We start from the raw sequence: 21,071 nt of genomic DNA, 5'->3' as shown, positions 1-21,071 counted from the left end.
CCGTGAGTCCAAAGCTGACCCCGAAGGGCGCCGCGACGCGGCAGCGGATCATCGAAGGCGCCGCGGCGGAAATCCGCGAGCGCGGGGTCGCCGTCACGACGCTCGACGACGTCCGGGCGCGGACGGGGACGAGCAAGAGCCAGCTGTTCCACTACTTCCCGGACGGCAAGGAAGAGCTCCTGCTGGCGGTGGCGCGCTACGAGGCCGACCAGGTCTTGGCCGTCCAGCAGCCCCAACTGGGGAACCTCACGTCGTGGGCGGCGTGGCAGCGCTGGCGTGACACGGTCGTCGCCCACTACGACAGCCGCGGGCAGCACTGCCCGCTCAACGTGCTGATCTCCCAGCTCGGCCGCGCGACGCCGGGGGCGCAGGCGGTGGTCACCGGACTGGTGCGGCGCTGGCAGGACGAGATCGAGGCGGGCATCCGCCACCTGCAGGAGAAGGGCGAGGCCGGCCCGGACCTGGACGCGGAACGCACGGCCGCCGCCCTGCTGGCCGGCATCCAGGGCGGCGTGGTGGTGATGCTGTCGACCGGCCGCATCGATCACCTCGAAGCGGCGCTCGACGTCGGCATCGGAAACCTGCGGGCGAGCGGGAACCGGTGAGCCCGGTTCCCGCTCCTGGGATCAGGCGGACTTGATCGCGGAGATCTCGAACTCCAGCGTGACCTTGTCGCTCACCAGCACGCCGCCGGTCTCGAGGGCGGCGTTCCAGGTGATGCCGTAGTCCTTGCGGCTGATCGTGGTGGAGCCCTCGAAGCCGATCCGGTCGTTGCCGAACGGGTCCTTCGCGGAGCCCTCGAACTCGAACGGGACGGTCACCGAGCGGGTGACGTCCTTGATCGTCAGGTCGCCGGTGACGTCGAAGCTGGTCTCGCCGGTCTGCTTGATCTCGGTCGAGGTGAAGGTGATCTGCGGGTACTCGTCCATCGACAGGAAGTCGTTGCTCTTCAGGTGCCCGTCGCGGTCGGCGTTGCGGGTGTCGATGCTGTGGGCCTGGATGGTCACCTGGGCCGACGACTTCTCCGGGGCGTCGCCGTCGATGGTGGCGGAGCCGGTGAACTCGTTGAAACTGCCGCGCACCTTGGTCACCATGGCGTGCCGGGCGACGAACCCGATCCGCGAGTGCGCGGGGTCGATGGTGTATTCGCCGGTCAGCTGGGGGTAGGTGGTCGCGCTGGTCATCGCTGTTCTTCTCTCCTCGTGGTGGCGCCCCCCGGTGATTGAGGGTTCAACGACACTCTACTCACTTTGGCTGGTTGCGCAAGCAAGCTTTCGGTAGAGTCGCCGGTATGGGTGATCTTTCCGCGCTCGACGCCGACGAAACCGCGTTCTGGCGGCCGCTGATGCGCATCATGACGGCGCTGCCGCGCGCGCTCGAGGACCACTTCCTGCCCGAGACGGGGCTCGCGATCACCGACTACGGGGTGCTGGTCGCGCTGTCCGAAGCCCCCGGCCGCCTGCTCCGCATCTCGGCGCTGGCCGCGACCACCGGGCTGTCGCTGAGCCGGATCAGCCGGGTCGTCGACGACCTGACCCGCCGCGGCCTGGTCGAGAAGCGCCGCTGCGCGGAGGACGGCCGCGCGTCCAACGCCGTGCTGACCGAGGCGGGATTGACCAGACTGGAGGCGGCCTACCCGGGCCACCTCGCCCGCGTGCGGGCTTCGGTGTTCGACCACCTGAGCGCCGAGGACATCCGCACGGCCGGGCCGGTGCTGGCCCGGCTGGCCGCGGCACTGGAAGCCACTCCCCCGACCGACGACTGCTGAGGACGCCGATGACCGACAAGGGCGAGTACAAGCGCGACCTGAACTACCTCCCGGACCGCATCACGGCCGACGGCCGCGACGGCTGGCCGGTCGAGCCGGACCGCTACCGGCTGGTCGTCGCGCGGGCGTGCCCGTGGGCGAACCGCGCGGTGATCGTGCGCCGGCTGCTGGGCCTCGAGCCGGTCCTGTCGATGGGGATCGCCGGGCCGGTGCACGACGAGCGCAGCTGGAGCTTCGACCTGGACCCCGGCGGCCGTGACCCGGTCCTCGGCATCGAGCGCCTGCAGGAGGCGTTCTTCAAGCGCGACCCGGACTACCCGCGCGGCATCACGGTCCCGGCGTTCGTCGACGTGCCGAGCGGCCAGGTCGTCACCAACGACTTCGCGCAGATGACGCTGGACATGTCGACCGAGTGGACGCAGTACCACCGTGACGGCGCGCCCGAGCTGTACCCGGAGAAGCTCCGGGACGAGATCGACGACGTGGCGCAGCAGGTGTTCACCGACGTCAACAACGCGGTGTACCAGTGCGGGTTCGCCCGGTCCCAGGAGGCGTACGAGCACTCCTACCGGAAGCTGTTCGCCCGGCTGGACTGGTTGTCCGAGCGCCTGGCGAACCAGCGCTACCTGGTCGGCGACACGATCACCGAAGCGGACATCCGGTTGTTCACGACCCTGGTGCGCTTCGACGCGGTGTACCACGGTCACTTCAAGTGCAACCGGCAGAAGCTGGCCGAGCTGCCGGTGCTGTGGGCGTACACGCGCGACCTGTTCCAGACGCCGGGGTTCGGCGACACGATCGACTTCGCGCAGATCAAGGAGCACTACTACGTGGTGCACAAGAACGTGAACCCGACCGGGATCGTGCCGCTGGGCCCCGACGTGAGCGGCTGGCTGACCCCGCACGGCCGGGAAGAGCTGGGTGGCCGCCCGTTCGGCGACGGGACACCGCCGGGCCCGCCGCCGGAGCCGGAGAGGGTGCCCGCGCTGTAGTTTCTCGGCTGCAGTTTCTTGGCTACGGTGATCGCCATGGAACGCCTGCGCGATCGCCGAGTCCTGGTCACCGGCGCCGGTTCCGGCATCGGCCGGGCCACCACGCTCCGCCTGATGGCGGAGGGTGCGCAGGTCATCGGCACCGACGTCTCCGAAGAGGGCCTCTTCGGCACCCAGGAGGCCGCCCGCCTCGGCGGCCTGACGACGTACGTCATGGACGTGGCCGACGAGGCATCGGTGGAGTTCGGCGTGACATCGGCGGTGAACGTGCTCGGCGGCCTCGACATCGTGGTCAACGCGGCGGGGATCCTGCTGGCGTCGCACACGCACGAGACGTCGCTGGAGCTGTGGAACCGCGTGCTGGCGGTGAACCTGACGGGCACGTTCCTGGTGACCCGCGCGACCCTGCCGGCCCTGCTCGAATCGCCGAACGGCGTGGTGGTGAACTTCAGTTCGACCTCGGCATCGTTCGCCCACCCGTACATGGCGGCGTACAGCGCGAGCAAGGGCGGCATCCAGGCCTTCACGCACTCGCTGGCGCTGGAGTACGGCAAGCAGGGCCTGCGCGCGGTCAGCATCGCCCCGGGCAGCGTGAAGAGCGGCATCACGGACTCGGCGGCGAGCTGGCTGCCGCAGAACGTCGACTACACGCTGTTCGGGCGGTTGCTGCCGATCCTCCCGACGGAGTTCACGACGGAGGTGGGCAACGCGGTGGCGGGCCCGGAGACGGTGGCGGGCGTGGTGGCGATGCTCGCCTCGGACGACGGCAAGTTCATCACGGGCACGGAAATCCGCATCGACGGCGGCACGCACACCTGAAATCGCCCTCGGCTCGACGATCAGGACCGATCCTGTCCTATATCCGCGAGACCGTCGAAGGCATGGATCCCTTCCACCTCGACATCCCCCAGCAGGACCTCGACGAGCTCCACCACCGCCTGGCCAACACCCGCTGGCCCGGCGAGCTACCCGGCGTCGGCTGGGACTACGGCGTCAGCCAGACCTCACTCGCCGAGCTCGTGGACTACTGGCAGCACGGCTTCGACTGGCGTGCCCAGGAAGCCCGGCTCAACGCCCACCCCCAGTTCACCACCACCGTCGACGGCCAGCGCCTCCACTTCCTGCACGTCCGCTCGCCCGAACCGGACGCCACTCCGCTGATCATGACCCACGGCTGGCCGAGCACGGTCGCCGATTTCCTCGACGTCCTCGGCCCGCTCACCGATCCGCGCGCGCACGGTGGCGATCCGAAGGACGCCTTCCACGTCGTCGCGCCGTCCGTGCCCGGGTTCGCCTTCTCCGGCCCCACCGGCGACCGCGGCTGGAACACCCGCCGCACCGCCCGGGCGTGGGCCGAGCTGATGCGGCGGCTCGGCTACGAACGCTACGGCGCCCAAGGCGGTGACTTCGGCAGCATCGTCTCCCCCGAACTCGGCCGGGTCGCCCCGGAAGCCGTGCTGGGCGTGCACGTCAACGCCGTTGCCAACGCCGGGGTCCCCACCGCTCCCGGCGATCTCGAGCGGCTGTCCGAAGAGGACCGGAAGCGGGCGAAGGAAAACGAGACCTGGTGGTACGCCCACTCCGGCTACGCCACCCAGATGGCCACCCGCCCGCAGACCCTGGCCTACGCGCTCAACGACTCCCCCGCCGGGCAGCTCGCGTGGAACCTCGAGTGGTTCGTCGACTGGGACCCGGCCACGACGAACCAGACGCCGGTGAGCCGCGACGCCATCCTGACGAACGTGACGATCTTCTGGCTCACCGGCACCGCCGGCTCGGCCGCGCGCCTCTACCTCGAAGCCGCCCGGGACGGCTGGGGGGTGCGGCTCGCGCCCTCCGGCGTCCCGACCGCGGTGGCGAACTTCCGCGGCGACCACGCGCTCCGCGGGCTGGCCGAGCTGTCGAACACCGTCACGCGCTGGTCGGAGTACGACACCGGCGGGCACTTCGCCTCGCTGCAGGCGCCGGACGTGCTGGTCGACGACATCCGCGCGTTCTTCCGCGCCCGTTAGACCCGGCGGCGGCGTTTGTCCACGGCGCCGTCGAGCAACGGCCGCAGCTCGGCGACCACCGTGTCGAGCGGGGCGACGTCCCGGTGCGCCCGGGCCAGGACGATCGCGCCCTCCAGTGCGCTGAGCATCAGCACCGCCAGCGACGTGCTGCGGGCCGGGGGGACGCCCAGCTGCTCGAGCGTCGCGGCGACCGGGCGCTGCCAGCCGTCGAAGGCCTTGCCGACGGCTTCCCGCAGTTCGTCGCTCGTCGCGGCCGTGTCGGCGACCGTCGCGACCAGCGGGCAGCCGGCGTCGAAGCCCGCGGTCGTGAACTCGTCACGCCACTGGGCCGCCATCGCCTCGAAGAGCTTGCCCGGCGTCGGGTCCTCGAGCTTCGCGGCGACCCGGGCCACCCGCCGGGCGGAGTAGTCCCCGGCCCAGGCGACGGCTTCGGCGATCAGCTGGTCCTTACCGCCGGGGAAGTAGTGCTGCAGGGACCCCCGCGGCGCTTCGGCGTGGGCGACCACGTCCCGCATGCCGGTCGCCCCGACACCGTGGATCCGCACCAGCTGCGCGGCGCTGAGCACCATCCGCTCGCGCGGTGTCCTGGTCATCGACCGCCTCCTTCATGACGTCCGTCATGGTAGCCCAGTCCGGCACGACCATGGCGAAGTCGCGTTCGCCGCGTTCGTACGACGGCACCGGCCGGAACCCCTGGCCCAGCAGCAGCGCCTCGGCGCCGGCGTTCCCGGCCTGGACGGTGGCCCGCACGGTCCAGCCGGCCCAGCGTCCGGAGTCCCACAGCCACCGGCTCAGCGCGCTGCCGATCCCCCGCCGCTGCCACGCGTCGGCGACGAGGATCCCGATCTCCGCCTCACCCGGCGTCGGCGAGACGCAGTTGAGCAGCCCCACCGGAGTGCCCCCGCGGTGGGCGAGCAGCGCGACGCCGTCCGGGGGCCCGGCGAGCAGGAACCGCTGGTACCGCTGGAAAACCTCGGCCGGGCGGGCGGGGCCACCCATCATGAACCGGCGCCGGAGGCTGTCCGGCGAGCAAGCCGCGACGAGGGTGGCGACGCAGGCGCGATCCGCGGAGCCGACCTCTATGACAGTGGTCATAGTCCCATGAGAGCACAGCGGCCCGGTGAACACACTATGACCGCCGTCATAGCGCACCGCGGCGATTCGCCCGGAGAGGCCGCGGGTACGTTGCCGTGGCCGCGCTCCCCCACCGCGAAAGGCCTTCTCCGATGCAGCTCTACGCCGAACGGCCGGTCCGCCGTACCGCCCAGCTCGTCAGCGATCTCCTGGCCGTGCTGCTCGTCGTCTTCGCGGTGTGGCTGGCGACCTCGGTGTACGACCAGGTGATGAAGCTGCGGGCGCCCGGCGACGGGCTCGTCGACGCCGGCACCGGCCTGCGCGGCACCTTCGACTCCGCGGCGAACTCCGCCGGCCGGATCCCGCTTGTCGGGGACTCGCTCGCGAAGGCCCTGCACGGCGGTTCGGACGTCGGGACCAAGCTCACGGACGCGGGCCACTGGCAGATCGAAGCCGTCGAGAACCTCGCCTGGTGGATGGCGGCGATCATCATCGCCCTGCCCGTGCTGACCCTCGTGGTGACGTGGTTGCCGCTGCGCTGGCACTTCACCCGCCGGGCCACGGCGGCCGCGCGGCTGCGGGCCCTCGGCGACGAGGGGCTCGACCTGCTCGCCCTGCGGGCGCTGACCACGCAGCCGCTGGGCCGCCTGGCCAAGTCCGGCGAACTCGCCACCGGCTGGCGGGAGCGCGACCGGGACGTCATCGAGAAGCTGGCCGGCCACGAACTGGCCCGGCACGGCCTGCAGGCGGGACGGTCATCGGCCGTCAAGGCGTGAACCGCACCAGCGAGTGCATCGACTCGACCAGCTTCTTGGCCGCCATGGCCCAGGTGCGCTTCGCCGACATCTCCTCCCGGAGCGCCCTGGCCGTCGCGAACGCGGGTTTCGGATTGTTCAGGACAGCCGCGAGGGCATCACCCCAGCGCAGGGTGTCCACTCGTTCGTCGTCGTCCACCGGCAGCACCCGGCTCGTCAACTCCACCGAAAGTTCACCGCGCTCCTCCTCGAGCAGTGCTCCGAGCCCGCTGCGGTTGCTCACGATGGCCGGGACGCCGGCCGTGATCGCCTCCAGTCCGACGAGCCCGAACCCTTCGGTGCGGGACGGCATCACCACGACGCTCGCCTGACGCAGATCCTGGGCCAGGGTGGACACCGAAGGCGAATACGGGCGCGGAACGACGCGCAGCGAGGGCGATTCGGCCCAGGACCGGACCGCGTCCGCCAGCGGCTTGCCTTCCTTCGCTTCCACACCGCGCAGGACCAATTCGACTTCCGGGTCGCGCGAACCCCGTTGGCGGCAGGCGTGTCCCAGGGCCCGGGCGAGCAAGTCCACGCCCTTCAGCTTCGCCTCGCGCCGGGTGAGCCGGCCCACCAGCAGTACCCGGACGGTGTCGCTCGGGGGCGGCAGCTCCGCGGGCGGCTCCACCGCATCGAAGCCCGGGTCCAGCCGCAGCGACGCCGTGTTCACCGTGCCGTGCAACCGGTCGCGCAGATAGTGGTGGAGCACCGGTCCGACCCCGACCGCGAGATGGGCCTTGCTCGCGATGGCGAACTCGGCCCGGAAGCGCTTTTCGGCTTCCTCGGCGGGGTCCTCGTCCGGCTCGTATTCCTTTTCGAGTTCGACGCGGTCGGCGATCACGTGGAAGAAGTGCAACAGCTTCGCGTCGCGGTAGTGGTCCTCGACCAGCCACAAGGCCGGCTCGCCGGTCTTGCGGCCGTGCCCGATCACGATGTCCGGCACCACGCCGTCGAGGAGCAATGGTGGCCGGGACAAAGCCTTCTCCGGACGGTCGAGCGCGGCCGGCGGATGCACCAGGATGACCCCCGTCGCCGCAGCGTCCCGGCGTTCCTCCTCGGAGGCGAAGGGGATCGAGCAGTACACCTCGACGTCCTCGGCCGCCAAGGCCCGGCACAGCTCGCGGTTGAACGTGCTCAAGCCGCCGTTGCGCGATTCCCATTCGGTGTTCACGGCGAGCACGCGCAGCCGGCGGCGTGAGGAGGTCCGGACGCGTTCGCGGCCGCCGTCGGGCTGGACCGCCGCCTGGTCCGCAGGAGCCTGGACGGGACCTTCCGCCCGCAGGCGCTCCACTTCGGCGGTCGCCCCGGCCTCCTCGTACAGCGCGATGGCCGCCGCGCGATGGGCCGCCGCGTCCACCACGTCGCCGATCGCGGCGGCCACCACGCTCAGGCCCTCGAACGCCACGGCCTCTTCCCGGGTGGCCCCGCCGTAACGGGCGCGCTCCACGGCCTTGCGGTAGCGGTCGCCCGCGATGGCCACCTTGCCGAGCTTCAGTTCCGTCTCGCCGAGGTAGGACAGCAGCTGGGCGACATCGCCGTCGCGGAACCCGAGGTCGACGAACTCGTCGAGGGCTTCCCGGAACCGCTGTTCGGCTTCCGCCAGCAACCCGAGCCGCAGCTGGCAGCGAGCGATCAGGTCCAGCGCGATCGCGGCGTTGAACCGCTGGTGCACGTCGCAGTAGAACCGCCACGCCGTACCGGCCAGTTCGGCAGCGGACTGACAGTCTCCGCTTTCGAAGGCGAGCCACGCGTGGTTGGCCACGACGTTCATCTCACCGTGCCGGTCTTCGGCGGCGACGAACTCGGCGCGCGCCCGCTCGTAGAGGTCCATCGCCGCGTCCCGCTCACCGAGCTGGCCGCGCGCCAAGCCGCAGCCGTTCAGCGTGACGCCCATGGCCTTGTGGTCCTCCGTGCGGACCGCCGACTCGTGTGCCTTCTCGAAGCACGCGATCATCAGTTCCCACTGCTTCGTGGCGTAGAAGTACTCGCGAAGGTTGTAGGCGAACTTCCAGCACTCGACGTCGTGACCGTGGCCGGCCATCTCCTGCAGCAGCGGCAGGAAGTTGTCGGCCTCCAGGTCCAGCCACTTCTTCCCCGCCTCGGGATCCGGGAAGAGCGGGCTGGTCACCGGCGCCGACGGCGGATCCAGCGGGATCCGGTAGCGGTGTTCGTTCGCCCGTTTGTTGGCCGCGGCCGCGGTGTGCAGGAAGTATTCGAACAGCCGGCGGCGGCCCGCGACGGCCTCGCCCTCGGACAGGATTCCGGTCTCTGGGCGCCGCAGGTGGTCCCGCAGCATGTCGTGCAGGCGGTAGGCGTTGTGGGAATGCCATTCGAGCATCCCGGATCGGATCAGCCCGTCGAGCAGCTCTTCAGCCGCGGCCGGGGCGATTCCGGCCAGTGCGCCGGCCGCGTAGGCGTCGATCCGCGGCCCGGGGTGCAGGGCCGTCATGGCGAGCATGGCCTGCTGGCCGTCGGACAGCGTCGCGCAGGAAGCCGCGAAAACGGCGGTGATGCTGCGCTCCCCGTCGTCGAATTCGCGTGGACGCGCGGCCTCGTCGGCCAGCCGGGCGGCGACGTCTTCCAGCCGCCGGACGGGGTTGTCGCGGAACCGCGACGCGACGATGCAGATCGCGAGCGGCAATTGATAACACATCCGGGTGATTTCGGTGATGACCGCCCGATCGCCCCGCTCGTCCGAGCCCTGCGGCAGCTGCGCCACCGACCGGAAGAGCTCCGCCGCGGCAGCGGGAGCCAATGTCCGGACCTGCTGGTGGAACGACGGCCCCAGTGCGGTCAACGGCTGTCTGCTGGTGACGATGACCGCGGAGCGGCCGTTCGGTGGCAGCAGGCGCGCGAGCTCTCGTGCACCCTTGACGCTGTCGAGGATCAACAGGACCCGCCGGTTCACCAGCTTCTGCCGGAGCAGGGCCGCGCGGTCGTCGGTGTTCCGCGGTACCAGCTCGCCGGGCACGCCGAGGCGGCGGAGGATCCGGTCGAGCGCCTCTTCTTCGGAGACGGGCTTGCTGTCCGGGTGGTAGCCCTGCATGTCGAGGTAGAGGCGGCCGTCGGGGTAGTCGTCGCGGAGGGCGTCCGCGACCCACAGGGCGATCGAGGTCTTGCCGACGCCCGGCAGCCCGTGCAGGACGCACACCTGGGCCGCTTGCCGTCCGCCCACCTCCTTGAGGTGGTCGGTGAGGGCTTCGACCTCGGCATCCCGCCCGATCAGGCGGCTCGGACCGGCGGGCAGGTCGAACTTCGGCTCGGCGGTCATCCGCCGGTCCCCGACCGCGCGCCGGGCCGCCACCTTGGCCAGTTCGTCCCCGGTCCCGAAGACCCGGTCACAGGCGGCGGCGAACGTCGTCGTCGGGGGTGATTGGCCCTGCTCGACCCGGCTGACCTGCGCCTTGCTGTAGTGGATCAGGTCGCCGAGTGCCTTGGTGGACAGACCGGCCCGCAGGCGGAGCTCGCGGATCTTGCTGCCGAAGGGCTCCCACTCTTCGCCCATTTCGCCTCCTCCGGCCGCCGGTACCTGCACTCTGCAACCTCCATCTTCGGCCATGGCCACTGCGCGGGGGATCGCGGCTACGACCCATCGGCGTTACAAACTGCGAAGGGAACGATGGAACGCCGCGACACAGGGTGATCGCTGGTACAAATGGGCGAAGACTGACGGACGTTCCCTCTGACGATGAGTGAGCGAGTCCTCAGCCCGGGAGGACCGACCGACTTGCCTGAACCCAAATACGATGTCTTCTTGTCTTTTTCCGGCGAGGACCGCTCGGTCGGTCGCCGGCTGGAAGACAACCTCCGCGCGTTCGGGGTGCGTGTCTTCTTCGACGAGAAGATCGAGCTCTTCGCCGGCATCACGGACAGTATCCGGGAAGCCTTGAGCGAGTCGAAGACGCTGCTCGCCTACTACTCGGCGGACTACGCCGACCGTGCCGCCTGCCAGCACGAGCTGATGCTCGCCTTTCTGGCCGGTGAGGAGGAAGGCGATCCCTGCGGGCGGATCATGGTGCTCAACCCGGCACCGGACACCGGGCACCTGCGCCCGGTCCAGCTGGCCGACGCCAAGTTCGCGATCAGGGACGACAACGACCTGGTGCAGGCGATAGCCAAGCGGGCCGCGGCGGTCAACACCTCGATCGGCTCGGTCCTCCCGGTTTCGCCACCACCGTGGCCGGCCCACCGGATCGGCGTGGTCCGGCGGTTCCTGGGGCGCTACCGGGAGCTCTGGGATCTGCACACGGCATTGCACTCGGCCGACTTCCCGTTGATCGACGAGGCCGCCTGCGGCACCTTCGCCGCGGTGTCCGGCCTGCCGGGAGCCGGTAAGACGGCCTTGGTGACGACGTACGCGTGGCGGTTCGCCGCCGCCTACCCGGGCGGGGTGCGCTGGCTGAGCCTCGAGGGTGCCACCGCGGATCCCGGAGACCTGCGTCGCCGGTTCGAGACCGCGACGCCCGACCCGGCGACACGTCCGCGGGCAAGGGGACGCGGCGACCGCGCACGGTCCCGCAGATCCGCCACCGAGCCGGCGCGTTGCCTGTGGGTGGTCGACGACGTTCCGGCCGGGATCGGCCCCGACCTGCTCGCGGCGCTCCCGGCACCCGGTCCCGAGTCCCGGGTGGTCCTGATCAGCGAGGAAGACGTCTTCCGCGACGAACTCCCGGTCGTGCACGTCGGTCCGCTGCCGCCGGACGACGCGGCCGCGCTGCTGGACAGCTACCGCGAGCCGGACGACGGCGCCGACCGGCTCTCACGGGACGAGCTGGCGGCCCGCCTGGGTCACCACGCCGCTTCACTGGTCACCGTCGGGCGGCACCTGCGTGATCGGCACGGCCTCGCCTCGTACCGCACGTTCGCGGACGATCTGGCGATGACGGGGTCCCTCACCGCGGCGATCTTCGCGCCCGCCCGCGGGGTGCTCGATCGGATGACGCCCGACGAGCTGATCATCGTGTCGCTTGCCGACCGGATCGGCACGACCACCTTCTCGGCCGCGAACTTGACCGGGATGAGCCACCACGCACCCTTCGACGTGGGTGCCACGATGAAACTGCTGCGCGACCGGTCGGCCGCCGTCCGGGTCGGCTCCGACTGGCACCTCGACCCCTACGTCGTCCACGCCGCCCGCCGGGAGCTCCCGCTCGGGACGAATTGACGCGGCAGCGCGGGAAGGCCCCCTCACCGAGGCTCAGGACATCGGCGAGGGGGCCTTCGTTCTCCGCGGGCGAGAGCGGACGAAGCTCAGCCCACGGAGGGGCCCATCCCGAGTGACTGCGGCGTGCTCGCGTCCGGCGACGGCTGGTGCAGGCCTTCGTCCAGCGGGCCGAACTCGGTCATCAGGGCCGCGCTGCCGCCCCACGGGGTCTGCTCCTCGGCGATCAGCGAGTTCGTCGTGAGCAGCAGGCCGGCCACCGACGCCCCGTTCTGCACGGCGGACCGGCACACCCGCAACGGATCGACGACACCGAGGTCGATCATGTCGCCGTAGCGGTCGTACAGGGCGTCGAAGCCCTCGTCGTCACCCAGCTCGCGGGTGCGCGCGACGATCTCGTGGGCCGGGTGGCCCGCGTTGTGCGCGATCAGGAACGCCGGTTCGGCCAGCGCCCGCCGCACGATCTCGACGCCGATCGCCTGGTCGCCTTCCAGGCCGAGTCCTTCCAGGGCCTTCTCGGCGTGGAGCAGTGCCGCTCCCCCGCCGGCCACGATGCCCTCGGCCATCGCCGCCCGGGTCGCCGACAGGGCGTCCTCGACCCGGTGCTGCAGCTCCTTCAGCTCGGCCGGGGTGGCCGCGCCGACCCGCACCACCGCGACCTTGCCGGTCAAGGCGCCGATCCGCTCGGTCAGGACGTCCTCGTCGACGCCGAACTGTGCGCGTTCCAGCTCGGCCCGCAGCTGGCCGACCCGGAAATCGACCGCGGAAGAAGAACCCGCGCCGCCGACGATCGTCGTGCGGTTCTCGGTGACCCGGACCTGCTTGGCCCGGCCGAGGTGCTCCAGCGTCATCGTCTCCATCGTGAAGCCGGACTGCCGCGAGAGCACCGCGCCACCGACGATGGCCGCGAGGTCCTCCAGCTTGTGCAGCCGCCGGTCGCCGAACCCGGGCGCGCGCACGGCCACCGACTGGAAGGTGCCGTTCAGGTGGTTGTGCACCAGCATGGACAGCGCCGTGCCCTCGACCGTCTCGCCGATCACCACCAGCGGCCGGGGCGCGCGCATCACCTTGTCCAGCAACGGCATCAGCTGCTGCACCTTGGTGATCTTCTCCGCGCACATGAGGATGTACGGGTCGTCGAGCACCGCCTCCAGCCGGCCCGGGTCGGTGACCAGGTACGGCGAGAGGTAGCCGTTGTCGAACTCGAAGCCCTCGACGAAGTCGACGCTCATGCCGATCGTCGGCGACTCCTCGACCGTCACCACCCCGCCGTCGCCGACGGTGTGCAGGGCCTTGGCGATGACCGCGCCGACCGTGTCGTCGTCGTTGGCCGAGATCGCCGCCACCCGCGCGTAGTCCTGTTCGGACACCACCGGGTGCGCCCGCTTCTCCAGATGCGCGACCAGCAGGCCGACGGCGTGGTCGATGCCGCGCTTGACGAGCACCGGGTTGCCGCCGGCGGAGATCGCTCGCATGCCTTCGCGGACGATCGCCTGGGCGAGCACGGTGGCCGTGGTGGTGCCGTCGCCGACGACGTCGTTGGTCTTGATCGCCGCTTCCTTGACCAGCTGCGCGCCCATGTTCTCGAACTGGTTCTTCAGGTGGATCTCGCGCGCGATGGTGACGCCGTCGTTGGTGACCACCGGCGAGCCGGTGATCTTCTCGATGATCACGTTGCGGCCCTTGGGCCCCAACGTGGACTTGACCGCTTCGGCCAGCTTGTCGACGCCCGCCAGCAGCAGGTCGCGGGCCTCCGCGCCGAACCGCAGTTCCTTCGCCATGTGCGGTGCTCCTAGGGGGTGAGGATGGCCCGGCCGCGCACGCGCCCGGCGTCGAGGTCGGCCAGCGCGTCGAGCGCGGCGTCCAGCGGGTACTTCTTCGTGTGGAGCGTGACCTTCCCGGCTTGGGCGAGCACCATCAGCTCGGCCAGGTCGTTGTAGGTGCCCACGAGGTTGCCGATGATGTTGCGCTCGGTGGAGATGATGTCGATCGTCGGGATCTCGATGTTCGAGCCGTAGCCGATGACGAAGTGCGACCCGGCACGCCGGGTCATCGCGAAGGCGTCCTGCTGGGCGCCCTGCTCGGCGACGAAGTCGAGCACGACCTCGGCGCCGTTGCCGTCGGTCAGGTCGAGGACGGCTTCGACCTGCTTGCCGTCGGCCAACACCGTGAAATCCGCGCCCAAGGTCGACGCCAGTTCGAGGGCGTCGGCGTTGCGGTCCACCACGATCACGCGGGCGGCGGTCAACGCGCGAAGCGACTGGATGCCGATGTGCCCGAGGCCGCCGGCGCCGTTGACGACGCAGGCGGTGCCCGGGTACAGGTGCGGGACGGCCTTGCGCACCGCGTGGTAAGCGGTGATCCCTGCGTCAGCCAACGCCGCCACGTCGGAAGGCTCGGTCGACGGGTCGAGCTTGATGCACGCCCGCGCCGACGTCAGCAGGTATTCGGCCATCCCGCCGTCGCTGCTGATGCCCGGGAAGCTCCCGTTCGGGCAGTGCATGTCGTCGCCCGTGCGGCAGGCGTGGCACAGGCCGCACGTCGGCGTCGGGTGCAGGATGACCGTGTCCCCGACCTCGACGTTCGTCACCGCCGGGCCGACCTCGTGCACCCAGCCCGCGTTCTCGTGCCCGATCGTGTACGGCAGTTCGACGCCGGACTTCTCGGCCCACTGCTCCTCGATGATGTGCAGGTCGGTGCGGCAGACGCCGGCACCGCCGATCTTGACCACGACGTCGAACGGCCCGGTGGCGCGCGGCTGGAGGACGTCTTCGATCACCGGGTGCTGGTGGTACTTCTGCAGCCGCACGGCCTTCATCCCGTGCCCTCCTCTTCGCTGGTCAGGGCGTACCGCGCGCGCAGCATGCCGCGGCAGACGCCCGAGTTGGCCTCCATGCTCGTGCGCGTCAGCCGGGCAACAGCGAGGTGCCGCTTCGCGTCGGCCGGGGCTACTGCCGTCCCCGTCGCGGGGTCGAGCAGCAGCGGGTCGCCGTCCTCGGCGGGCAGGCCGAGCTCGCGGCGGCGGGCGCGCAACCGGTCCACGTCGGGGCTCCGCGGGATGTCGCCGAGGGTCAGCTTCCCCGGGTCGCGACCGTCCAGGGACCGGCAGACGCGGTCGGTGCCGGCCAGGACGGCCTTGCGGACGAAGTCGTACCGCAGGGTGTCGAGCTCGTCGACGGCCTCGCCTTCGAACGACGCGACGAACCCCTGCCGCGCGGCCACCCCGCGGTTGATGACGTCGGCCGCGAAGTGGTCGTCGAGCCGGATGTCGAGCCCGGTCAGGCCCGGCACCCCGGCCACGGCGTCGTAGGCGTCCGCCACCATCAGGAACGCGAAGTTGGGCGCGCAGAAGTAGGTCGGCAGCCGCAGCCGGACGACGGCGTGGCCCGCGTCGCTCACCTCGCAGCGGGCCACGAACCCGAGGTCGGTGAGGGGTTCGTCCAGTTCGGGATCCCGGACGGTGCCCAGCGCCGCCCACACGGCGGCGCGGGCCCCGGTCACCACGGCGGTCATGAGTTCGGCACGCCGACGGGCTCGACCTTCTCCGGGTCCGTCAGCCGCAGCTCCTCGGGGACGTCGATGCCGTAGAGGCGGGCGGCGTTCAGCCCGAGGATCTTCTTCTTCTGGTCGACGGTCAGCGGCGCGAAGTCCGACAGCTCGTCGTCGCCGGGCATGTTCCAGTCGACGAAGCCCTCGACCTGCCACTTCGGTTCCCAGATCGCGTAGTCCGCGCCGAAGATCAGCTTGTCCTCGCCGAGCCAGAACATCAGCTCGCCCATCACCTTGGCGAAGAACTTCGGGCGCGCGTGCATCAGGCCGCCGACGACGACGGCGAGCCCCGCGTAGACGTTCCGCTCCTGGGTGGCCATGAAGCAGAAGTCCTCGATACGCGGCAGGCCGACGTGCTCGACGATGAAGTTCAGGCCCTGGAAGCTCGTCGCCACCTGGTCCACATCGGACACGTCGAAGGCGTCCTTGTCCAGCGGCCAGATCGTCGGTCCCTTGTGGATGTGGACGTTGGTGACGCCGAGCTCCTCGCACTTCTCGAGGTAGCGAGCCGCGGCGGGGTCCTTCAGGCTCCAGCCGCGAGAGCCGCCACGCCACTCGGCCGTGTAGAGCTTGACGCCCTTGCAGTGGTAGCGCTTGACGCGTTCTTCGAACGCCTTCATGCCCGCGTCGCCTTCCCGCGGGTCGAAGGTGGTGTTCACGAGGAACTTGTCGGGGTGCTTCTCGGCCAGCGCGCCGTCGTTCTCGGTGGTGTTGAAGCCGGTCTTGTACCACTGCCGCAGGTTGGTCGGCTGGAAGATGGCCTTGTCGACGTGCCCCACCTCGAAGAGGTCGTGCATCATCAGTTCCTCGGAGTACTTCTGGAACCGGTCGATCGGCCAGTGTGTGTCCTTCGGGCCCAGTCCCTGGTAGGCGTGGAAGCACTCGATCCAGCCCTTGGCGTATTCCTCCTGGCCCTCCACCCAGTTGTCCGGGCTCGCGTCCCAGAAGTGGGTGTGGGCGTCCACCACGAAGTATTTCTCGCCGTCTTTTTCGTACATGGTTGATCCTCCTGAGCGGGATCGAGTGCTTACCTTCAGCGAACGGGCTTGAGGTCGAAATCGAGGAATTCGGCCGCGTCTTCGGGGTTGGCGAACATGATCGTGCGGTCGTCTTCGTGGATCATCCGCCCGTAGTGGGTGGACATGCTCTCCTCGAACTCCGCCGCGTTGAACCAGCCTTCTTCCTCACCGGCGGCTTCGTCGACCTCGGCGTAGACGACGTCCATGCGGCCGACCGCGTCGACCCGGATCATCGAGGGCAGTGGCGTGATCGTGACGTTGTCCTTCGTTCCCATCACTTCCGCGACGATCGCGCCGACCTGGTTGTTCATCAGGGTGAACCCGCACATGTTGGACGCGGTGTTGTCGGCCTTGAACGGGCTTTCCGCGGTCTTGAAGACAGTCACTGGCCCAGCTCCTCGGGTGCCTTGAGGCCCAATTCGGACAAGATGCCGGCGAACCGGCTCTTCACGCGGTCGAGACCGTCCTCGAACCGGATCGGCTTCGCGTCGGGCTGCGACCACAGCGGCTGCAGCGCGCGGGCGGCGGCGATGCACCGCGGCACCCAGTCCTCGAGCCACTTCTGCAGCAGCGCCTTGTTGTGGTCGGCGAACTCCTTGTCGTTGATCAGCAGGTGGAACAGCGGCTTGGTGTAGCGGAGGTCGCGTTCGGAGAAGTCGAACTCTTCGGCGCCGATCAGCGTCGGGGTGACGAAGTCGCCGTTCGCGGGCGCGGCTTGCTGGACGAGGTTGCTGCGGAACAGCTCGCCGACCAGGGGCTCGAAGACGACGTTCGCGGCGAAGATCGCCTCGCACCAGTCCCAGATCCCGGTCAGCTGCTCGGCGGTGTCCCGCACGCCCTGCCAGGCCGGGTCCTCGTTCCAGGTGGCCAGGTGGGCCGTGCCGTCGAAGCCCTCGATCTCCTCGGTGAGCGTCAGGTTGTACAGCGCCAGGTCCTGCGCCGCGCGGATGCGGTGCATGCTGTTGACCGAGATCGCGTTGTTGTGCATGTTCGTCGGCGCGCGGCGGTTGGCGTTCGCGAACAAGTACAAGCCCAAGCCGTGGTCGACGTGCATCCACGCGCCGACGTGCTTGGCGACGAAGTCCACCCAGTTCCGGTTCCACTGCTCGAACGCCTTGGCCTGGCGCGCGGCGTCGATGTTCTGGTTGAGCTGGCGCACGACGTTCGCGTTGTAGCGGTAGAGGGTGAGTTCCCACTCCTCGTTCGGGTCGCGGAACTCGTGCCAGCCGTGCGCCGGCCAGTCGTAGCCCTTGCCGCCGGACCCGGGGCTGCGTTCGGGCACCGGGCGGTCCGAACCCCACGCCTTCAGCGCGGTCCATTCCAGCGGGTATCCGGCCTGGCCATCGGCGAAGGCGTAGAGCCAGCCCTGGGACAGGTAGTGCCGCGGGTCGGGCTGGACCTCGACGGTGACGTCCTCGTAGTGGCTCTGCTTGCGCTTGGCCGGGGTGAAGTAGTTGTACTGGCGGGCAGTGGAGTCCGGGAAGACCTTCGCGCCCGCTTCGGCGTCGGTGAACGCCGGCTTCGGCACGCTGCGTTCGGAGGTGGCTGTCATGGGTTTCCTTACCCTTCGCCCGTGGTGGTGAACTTGTCGTAGAAGACGCGCTTGCCGTCGACGCCGAGCGCGGGCAGCAGCTCCAGCGCCGCCTCGACCATCGGCGGCGGCCCGCAGACGTAAGCGTCGGCGCCGGTCAGGTCGAGGCCGGCTTGGCGCAGGACGTCGGTGACGAAGCCGGTTTCGCCGGTCCAGTCGTCGTCGCCCGGCTCGGACAGCGCGGGGACGTACCGGAAGCCGGGCAGTTTCGCTTCCAGCTCCCGCAGTTCCGCCTCGAAGCAGAGGTCGCGGCGGCGGCGGGCGCCGTAGTAGAAGGTCGCCTTCCGGTCCAGGCCGCGCTCGGCCATGGACCGCAGCAGCGCCAGGATCGGCGCCATCCCGGCCCCGCCGCCGACGAACACGAGGTCCTTGCCCGGGTTGTCCCGGAGGGTGAACACCCCGAACGGGCCGGTCACCCGGAGCCGGTCGCCGACCGCGACTTCGGCGTCGAGGAACCGGGAGAACAGCCCGTCGGGGTAGATCTTGATGACGAACTCCAGCAACCCCTCGCGGGCCGAGGTGTTGGCCATCGAAAACGACCGCGTCTCCTCGGTGCCCGGGATCGCGAAGTCCAGGTACTGGCCGGGGAAGAACTTGAGGTCGCCGTCCAGCCGCACCACCAGGTGCCGGAGATCGTGCGTCACGTTCTCGTTCGAAACGACCTCGACCTCGGCCTCCTGGATCGGCAGGCCGGACTGGATCATCTCCTCGTCGTAGTTGAGCAGCTCGATCGTCAGGTCTTCGTAGGCGTGGGCCCGGCACAACAGCGTGAAGCCTTCCTCCTTTTCGTAGTCGGGGAGCGCGAAGGTCGAGTACCGGTCGTGTTCGACGTCGTCGCCGTCGAGGAGGAACGACTTGCAAGCCGCGCACTGCCCTTCCTTGCAGCCGTGCATGAGCATGACGCCCTGCTCGGCGGCGGCCCGCAGGATCGTCTGGTCCTCGGCGACGTCGATCTCGATCCCGACCGGCTCGAACCGGACGCGGTGCTTTTCCGCCATGCCGGGCCCTTCCTCGTCAGGCCTGCGGTGCCGGGCGCCCGGCCGGGCCCTGGCGGTTGTAGTCGGCCACGAAGGCGGCGCGCTGCTCGGCGGTCATCCGGTTGAGCAGCACGTTCGGCGACTGCACCTCGGGCATCCGGCGCAGGTGGTCGAGCGTCCACATCTTCTTCGGGTCCAGGTTCAGGTGCGGCTGGGCGACCATGGTCTTGCCGTCGTCGCGGACGAAGCCCATGTCGGAGACGACGTCGGCCCAGTTCCAGCCGTGGTAGAGCGTCTCCCACTCGCGGGCGCCGACCAGCTGGCCCATGTTCGGGGTGTTGCGGCCCTGGTAGGTGGGCCGGAACGCCTCGGCGTCGGTCCAGCGGCAGGTCTCCGAGCAGTACGTCCGGTGCTGGCCGTCGACCTCGTCGACCACCATGTCCTCGCGGATCAGGCACGGCACCATGCAGGTCCAGCACCGGTGCGGGTACACGTAGTCGACGTCCTCGGCGACGATCGGGTGGTGCCCGTTCGGCGTCGCGAGGCGGTTGTAGTTCTCCCACCACTTGCCGTACTTGTCGTACCAGCCCGGGTACTTGTACTCGAACCACTCGAAGTCTTCGTCGGTCATCGGGTCGATGCGCCAGTAGTTGGCGAGCCACCCGGTGGCGAAGAACTGCGCGACTTCGTGGACGTAACCCTTGTTCCAGATCCGGTTCCACGCTTCTTCGATCAGGTCGTGCGGGATCACCAGGCCGTACTTCTCGAGCGGGACGAGGTAGCTGCGGTAGTAGTCGTCGTAGATCCAGCGGCGCCACATTTCCGCGTAGCTCTCGCGGTCCTTGCGGCGGTCCTTGGTGCCGTATTCGATGAACGTGCCGATCGCGGCGTCGACGACGGCGTGGTTGTTCCACCACGCGTACCGCAGGTCGCGTTCGAGCAGCTGGTGGTTGCTCTCGTCCGACAGCGCCATCAGCAGGGTCGCGTAGCCGTTGCTGATGTGGCGGGACTCGTCGGACTGCACCGAGTGGAACACCGTCGGCAGCAGGTAGTCGCCGTTCGCGGCGGCCTCGGCCGGCATGGCGACGAACAGCGTGTTCGTGAACGCCGTTTCCGCGACGATCGTGAGGTAGATGCTCGCCGCGGTGATGGCGTCGCCGGTGATGAAGCCTTCGGCGAACTGGCGGCCGATGGTGCCGCAGTAGTCGTTCTGGAAGTTGCGCAGGCTCGAGTTGAAGCCCGCCGGGTCGATGTAGTTCTGCATGTACAGGCGCTTGAGGTTCTGCTGGATCGTCGAGTGCCGGACCTCGTCGATCATCTGGATCGCCTGGCCGTTGTGCAGTTCCGGGTTCGGGACCGTGCGGAACAGCAGCGGCATCGCCCGCGCCGCGGAGATCTCCGGCAGCGGGATGATCGACAGGAACAGCTTCTGCCACTCCAGCCAGCGCTCCTGGACCTGGCGGAACATGTTGCCGCGGATCGCGCCGTCCTCGGCGCCGTAGACCCGGTGGTCCTTTTCCTCCTGCATCGGGAAGTACGAGCGGAGGACCTGCTTCAGCGGGTCCTTCTTCTTGGCCTTCCGGAAGGTGTAGTCGGTGCCGTAGTGCGAAACCGGGGTGTGGTAGGCCGGTTCCCACGACAGTTCCTGGATCTTCTGGTGGGCTTTCGCCACACTCTGGCGACTCATGGATCACTCCTTGTCTCCTGAGCTCGCCGCCCAGGGCGTCCTGCGTTGACCATTAGGCGGCCACGCGCGGGCGCCGCGGGTCTCAATCTGAGACAGAACCGCTGCTCAGGGTGTTTCGCCGGCGTCGAGCAGCCGCGCGCGCAGCCCGGCCAGCTCGTCGTGGATCCCCGTCTGCACGCGGGCGTCACCCTCGACGGTGGGGACGATCCCGAACGCGCGCAGCAGCGCGGCGGCGGGCTCGCCGGGGTGGCCCGCCGCGCCGAGCTCCGGGTGCAGGCCCTGCTCGGCCAGGTGCGTGAAGACCAGGTTGACGATCGTCCAGGGGTTGTACGTCTCGGCGGCCATGCCCCCATCGCACCGCCGCCGCGGCACCGGGAGCGTCTCAATTTGAGACACCGGCCCGGGCCGCGCGCGCCTACGCTGGACGGGCGGCACAACGGGTGT

20 protein-coding genes are annotated in these 21,071 nt (G+C 69.7%); 7 read left to right on the top strand and 13 right to left on the bottom strand.

What is annotated here, in order from left to right; genetic code table 11:
- The first annotated feature begins 2 nt into the window (after positions 1-2).
- The gene (locus ISP_RS23235; RefSeq protein WP_013226186.1) at positions 3-605 is read left to right on the top strand and encodes a TetR/AcrR family transcriptional regulator; all 603 of its coding nucleotides are present in this window, start codon (positions 3-5) and stop codon (positions 603-605) included.
- 21 nt (positions 606-626) lie between these two features.
- Here the strand turns inward: ISP_RS23235 and ISP_RS23230 are convergent, their stop codons facing one another.
- On the bottom strand, positions 627-1,184 hold the full coding sequence (locus tag ISP_RS23230) for a YceI family protein (RefSeq protein WP_013226185.1): 558 nt from the start codon (positions 1,182-1,184) through the stop codon (positions 627-629).
- A gap of 107 nt (positions 1,185-1,291) precedes the next feature.
- Here ISP_RS23230 and ISP_RS23225 point away from each other — a divergent pair, with 107 nt between their 5' ends.
- From ISP_RS23225 to ISP_RS23210, 4 genes are all read left to right on the top strand, one after another.
- Complete coding sequence (locus ISP_RS23225; RefSeq protein ID WP_013226184.1) at positions 1,292-1,768, top strand: MarR family winged helix-turn-helix transcriptional regulator; 477 nt, start codon at positions 1,292-1,294, stop codon at positions 1,766-1,768.
- A gap of 8 nt (positions 1,769-1,776) precedes the next feature.
- Positions 1,777-2,760, top strand: a complete 984-nt coding sequence (locus tag ISP_RS23220) for a glutathione S-transferase family protein (protein ID WP_013226183.1) — start codon at positions 1,777-1,779, stop codon at positions 2,758-2,760.
- 36 nt (positions 2,761-2,796) lie between these two features.
- Positions 2,797-3,579 (top strand): SDR family NAD(P)-dependent oxidoreductase, encoded by a 783-nt coding sequence (locus ISP_RS23215; protein ID WP_013226182.1) that lies wholly within the window; start codon positions 2,797-2,799, stop codon positions 3,577-3,579.
- A 62-nt stretch (positions 3,580-3,641) separates the two neighbouring features.
- The gene (locus tag ISP_RS23210; RefSeq protein WP_013226181.1) at positions 3,642-4,772 is read left to right on the top strand and encodes an epoxide hydrolase family protein; all 1,131 of its coding nucleotides are present in this window, start codon (positions 3,642-3,644) and stop codon (positions 4,770-4,772) included.
- On the opposite strand, the gene ISP_RS23205 is transcribed toward ISP_RS23210, so the two are convergent.
- Together ISP_RS23205 and ISP_RS23200 are read right to left on the bottom strand one after the other, a co-directional pair.
- Complete coding sequence (locus ISP_RS23205) at positions 4,769-5,287, bottom strand: LmrA/YxaF family transcription factor (RefSeq protein WP_014467092.1); 519 nt, start codon at positions 5,285-5,287, stop codon at positions 4,769-4,771. The two genes, ISP_RS23210 and ISP_RS23205, sit on opposite strands and share 4 nt — an antisense overlap.
- Positions 5,220-5,867 carry a GNAT family N-acetyltransferase gene (locus ISP_RS23200; RefSeq protein ID WP_230468903.1) on the bottom strand — a complete coding sequence of 216 codons (648 nt, stop codon included), beginning with the start codon at positions 5,865-5,867 and terminating at the stop codon, positions 5,220-5,222. Before ISP_RS23200 ends, ISP_RS23205 begins: the two co-directional genes overlap by 68 nt.
- Positions 5,868-5,998: 131 nt before the next feature.
- On the opposite strand from ISP_RS23200, the gene ISP_RS23195 reads away from it, so the two are divergent.
- Entirely contained in the window at positions 5,999-6,622 is a 624-nt protein-coding gene (locus ISP_RS23195) for a hypothetical protein (RefSeq protein ID WP_013226179.1), read from the top strand.
- On the opposite strand, the gene ISP_RS23190 is transcribed toward ISP_RS23195, so the two are convergent.
- The gene (locus tag ISP_RS23190; RefSeq protein WP_013226178.1) at positions 6,612-10,148 is read right to left on the bottom strand and encodes a helix-turn-helix domain-containing protein; all 3,537 of its coding nucleotides are present in this window, start codon (positions 10,146-10,148) and stop codon (positions 6,612-6,614) included. The genes ISP_RS23195 and ISP_RS23190 overlap by 11 nt on opposite strands.
- A 249-nt stretch (positions 10,149-10,397) precedes the next feature.
- Between ISP_RS23190 and ISP_RS23185 the strand changes: the two genes are divergently transcribed.
- On the top strand, positions 10,398-11,807 hold the full coding sequence (locus ISP_RS23185; RefSeq protein ID WP_013226177.1) for a tetratricopeptide repeat protein: 1,410 nt from the start codon (positions 10,398-10,400) through the stop codon (positions 11,805-11,807).
- Positions 11,808-11,893: 86 nt separating this feature from the next.
- On the opposite strand, the gene groL is transcribed toward ISP_RS23185, so the two are convergent.
- The 9 genes from groL to ISP_RS23140 all read right to left on the bottom strand — a co-directional run bounded on the left by groL (position 11,894) and on the right by ISP_RS23140 (position 20,972).
- Complete coding sequence (gene groL, locus ISP_RS23180; protein WP_013226176.1) at positions 11,894-13,585, bottom strand: chaperonin GroEL; 1,692 nt, start codon at positions 13,583-13,585, stop codon at positions 11,894-11,896.
- A gap of 11 nt (positions 13,586-13,596) precedes the next feature.
- Positions 13,597-14,622: an NAD(P)-dependent alcohol dehydrogenase gene (locus ISP_RS23175; protein ID WP_013226175.1), complete on the bottom strand. Its 1,026-nt coding sequence runs from the start codon at positions 14,620-14,622 to the stop codon at positions 13,597-13,599.
- A complete protein-coding gene (locus tag ISP_RS23170; protein ID WP_013226174.1) occupies positions 14,619-15,317 on the bottom strand; it encodes an iron-sulfur cluster assembly protein in 699 nt (232 codons plus the stop codon). Before ISP_RS23170 ends, ISP_RS23175 begins: the two co-directional genes overlap by 4 nt.
- Positions 15,314-16,351, bottom strand: a complete 1,038-nt coding sequence (locus tag ISP_RS23165) for an amidohydrolase family protein (RefSeq protein WP_013226173.1) — start codon at positions 16,349-16,351, stop codon at positions 15,314-15,316. Before ISP_RS23165 ends, ISP_RS23170 begins: the two co-directional genes overlap by 4 nt.
- A gap of 35 nt (positions 16,352-16,386) precedes the next feature.
- A complete protein-coding gene (gene mimD / locus ISP_RS23160; RefSeq protein ID WP_013226172.1) occupies positions 16,387-16,758 on the bottom strand; it encodes a propane 2-monooxygenase effector subunit MimD in 372 nt (123 codons plus the stop codon).
- Positions 16,755-17,924, bottom strand: a complete 1,170-nt coding sequence (locus ISP_RS23155) for a ferritin family protein (RefSeq protein WP_013226171.1) — start codon at positions 17,922-17,924, stop codon at positions 16,755-16,757. Before ISP_RS23155 ends, mimD begins: the two co-directional genes overlap by 4 nt.
- Before the next feature lie 8 nt (positions 17,925-17,932).
- Positions 17,933-18,961 carry an NADH:ubiquinone reductase (Na(+)-transporting) subunit F gene (locus ISP_RS23150; RefSeq protein ID WP_013226170.1) on the bottom strand — a complete coding sequence of 343 codons (1,029 nt, stop codon included), beginning with the start codon at positions 18,959-18,961 and terminating at the stop codon, positions 17,933-17,935.
- Positions 18,962-18,977: 16 nt separating this feature from the next.
- The gene (locus ISP_RS23145; RefSeq protein WP_013226169.1) at positions 18,978-20,627 is read right to left on the bottom strand and encodes a ferritin family protein; all 1,650 of its coding nucleotides are present in this window, start codon (positions 20,625-20,627) and stop codon (positions 18,978-18,980) included.
- A 105-nt stretch (positions 20,628-20,732) separates the two neighbouring features.
- A complete protein-coding gene (locus ISP_RS23140; RefSeq protein ID WP_013226168.1) occupies positions 20,733-20,972 on the bottom strand; it encodes a hypothetical protein in 240 nt (79 codons plus the stop codon).
- Positions 20,973-21,071 lie beyond the last annotated feature (99 nt).

The sequence above is a fragment of the Amycolatopsis mediterranei genome (genome assembly GCF_026017845.1).
GTDB lineage: Bacteria > Actinomycetota > Actinomycetes > Mycobacteriales > Pseudonocardiaceae > Amycolatopsis > Amycolatopsis mediterranei.
Note: the sequence above shows the minus strand (reverse complement) of the source record. Positions and strands in the feature narration are given on the sequence as shown.

What these genes read in the sequence shown, in the direction of transcription:
- ISP_RS23225 (WP_013226184.1), top strand. Translation starts at nt 1,292, where the DNA reads ATGGGTGATCTTTCCGCGCTCGACGCCGACGAAACCGCGTTCTGGCGG.
- ISP_RS23155 (WP_013226171.1), bottom strand. Translation starts at nt 17,924, where the DNA reads ATGACAGCCACCTCCGAACGCAGCGTGCCGAAGCCGGCGTTCACCGAC.
- groL (WP_013226176.1), bottom strand. Translation starts at nt 13,585, where the DNA reads ATGGCGAAGGAACTGCGGTTCGGCGCGGAGGCCCGCGACCTGCTGCTG.
- ISP_RS23210 (WP_013226181.1), top strand. Translation starts at nt 3,642, where the DNA reads ATGGATCCCTTCCACCTCGACATCCCCCAGCAGGACCTCGACGAGCTC.
- ISP_RS23145 (WP_013226169.1), bottom strand. Translation starts at nt 20,627, where the DNA reads ATGAGTCGCCAGAGTGTGGCGAAAGCCCACCAGAAGATCCAGGAACTG.
- ISP_RS23165 (WP_013226173.1), bottom strand. Translation starts at nt 16,351, where the DNA reads ATGTACGAAAAAGACGGCGAGAAATACTTCGTGGTGGACGCCCACACC.
- ISP_RS23230 (WP_013226185.1), bottom strand. Translation starts at nt 1,184, where the DNA reads ATGACCAGCGCGACCACCTACCCCCAGCTGACCGGCGAATACACCATC.
- ISP_RS23220 (WP_013226183.1), top strand. Translation starts at nt 1,777, where the DNA reads ATGACCGACAAGGGCGAGTACAAGCGCGACCTGAACTACCTCCCGGAC.
- ISP_RS23205 (WP_014467092.1), bottom strand. Translation starts at nt 5,287, where the DNA reads ATGCGGGACGTGGTCGCCCACGCCGAAGCGCCGCGGGGGTCCCTGCAG.
- ISP_RS23190 (WP_013226178.1), bottom strand. Translation starts at nt 10,148, where the DNA reads ATGGGCGAAGAGTGGGAGCCCTTCGGCAGCAAGATCCGCGAGCTCCGC.
- ISP_RS23215 (WP_013226182.1), top strand. Translation starts at nt 2,797, where the DNA reads ATGGAACGCCTGCGCGATCGCCGAGTCCTGGTCACCGGCGCCGGTTCC.
- ISP_RS23140 (WP_013226168.1), bottom strand. Translation starts at nt 20,972, where the DNA reads ATGGCCGCCGAGACGTACAACCCCTGGACGATCGTCAACCTGGTCTTC.
- ISP_RS23150 (WP_013226170.1), bottom strand. Translation starts at nt 18,961, where the DNA reads ATGGCGGAAAAGCACCGCGTCCGGTTCGAGCCGGTCGGGATCGAGATC.
- ISP_RS23195 (WP_013226179.1), top strand. Translation starts at nt 5,999, where the DNA reads ATGCAGCTCTACGCCGAACGGCCGGTCCGCCGTACCGCCCAGCTCGTC.
- ISP_RS23175 (WP_013226175.1), bottom strand. Translation starts at nt 14,622, where the DNA reads ATGAAGGCCGTGCGGCTGCAGAAGTACCACCAGCACCCGGTGATCGAA.
- ISP_RS23170 (WP_013226174.1), bottom strand. Translation starts at nt 15,317, where the DNA reads ATGACCGCCGTGGTGACCGGGGCCCGCGCCGCCGTGTGGGCGGCGCTG.
- ISP_RS23200 (WP_230468903.1), bottom strand. Translation starts at nt 5,867, where the DNA reads ATGACCACTGTCATAGAGGTCGGCTCCGCGGATCGCGCCTGCGTCGCC.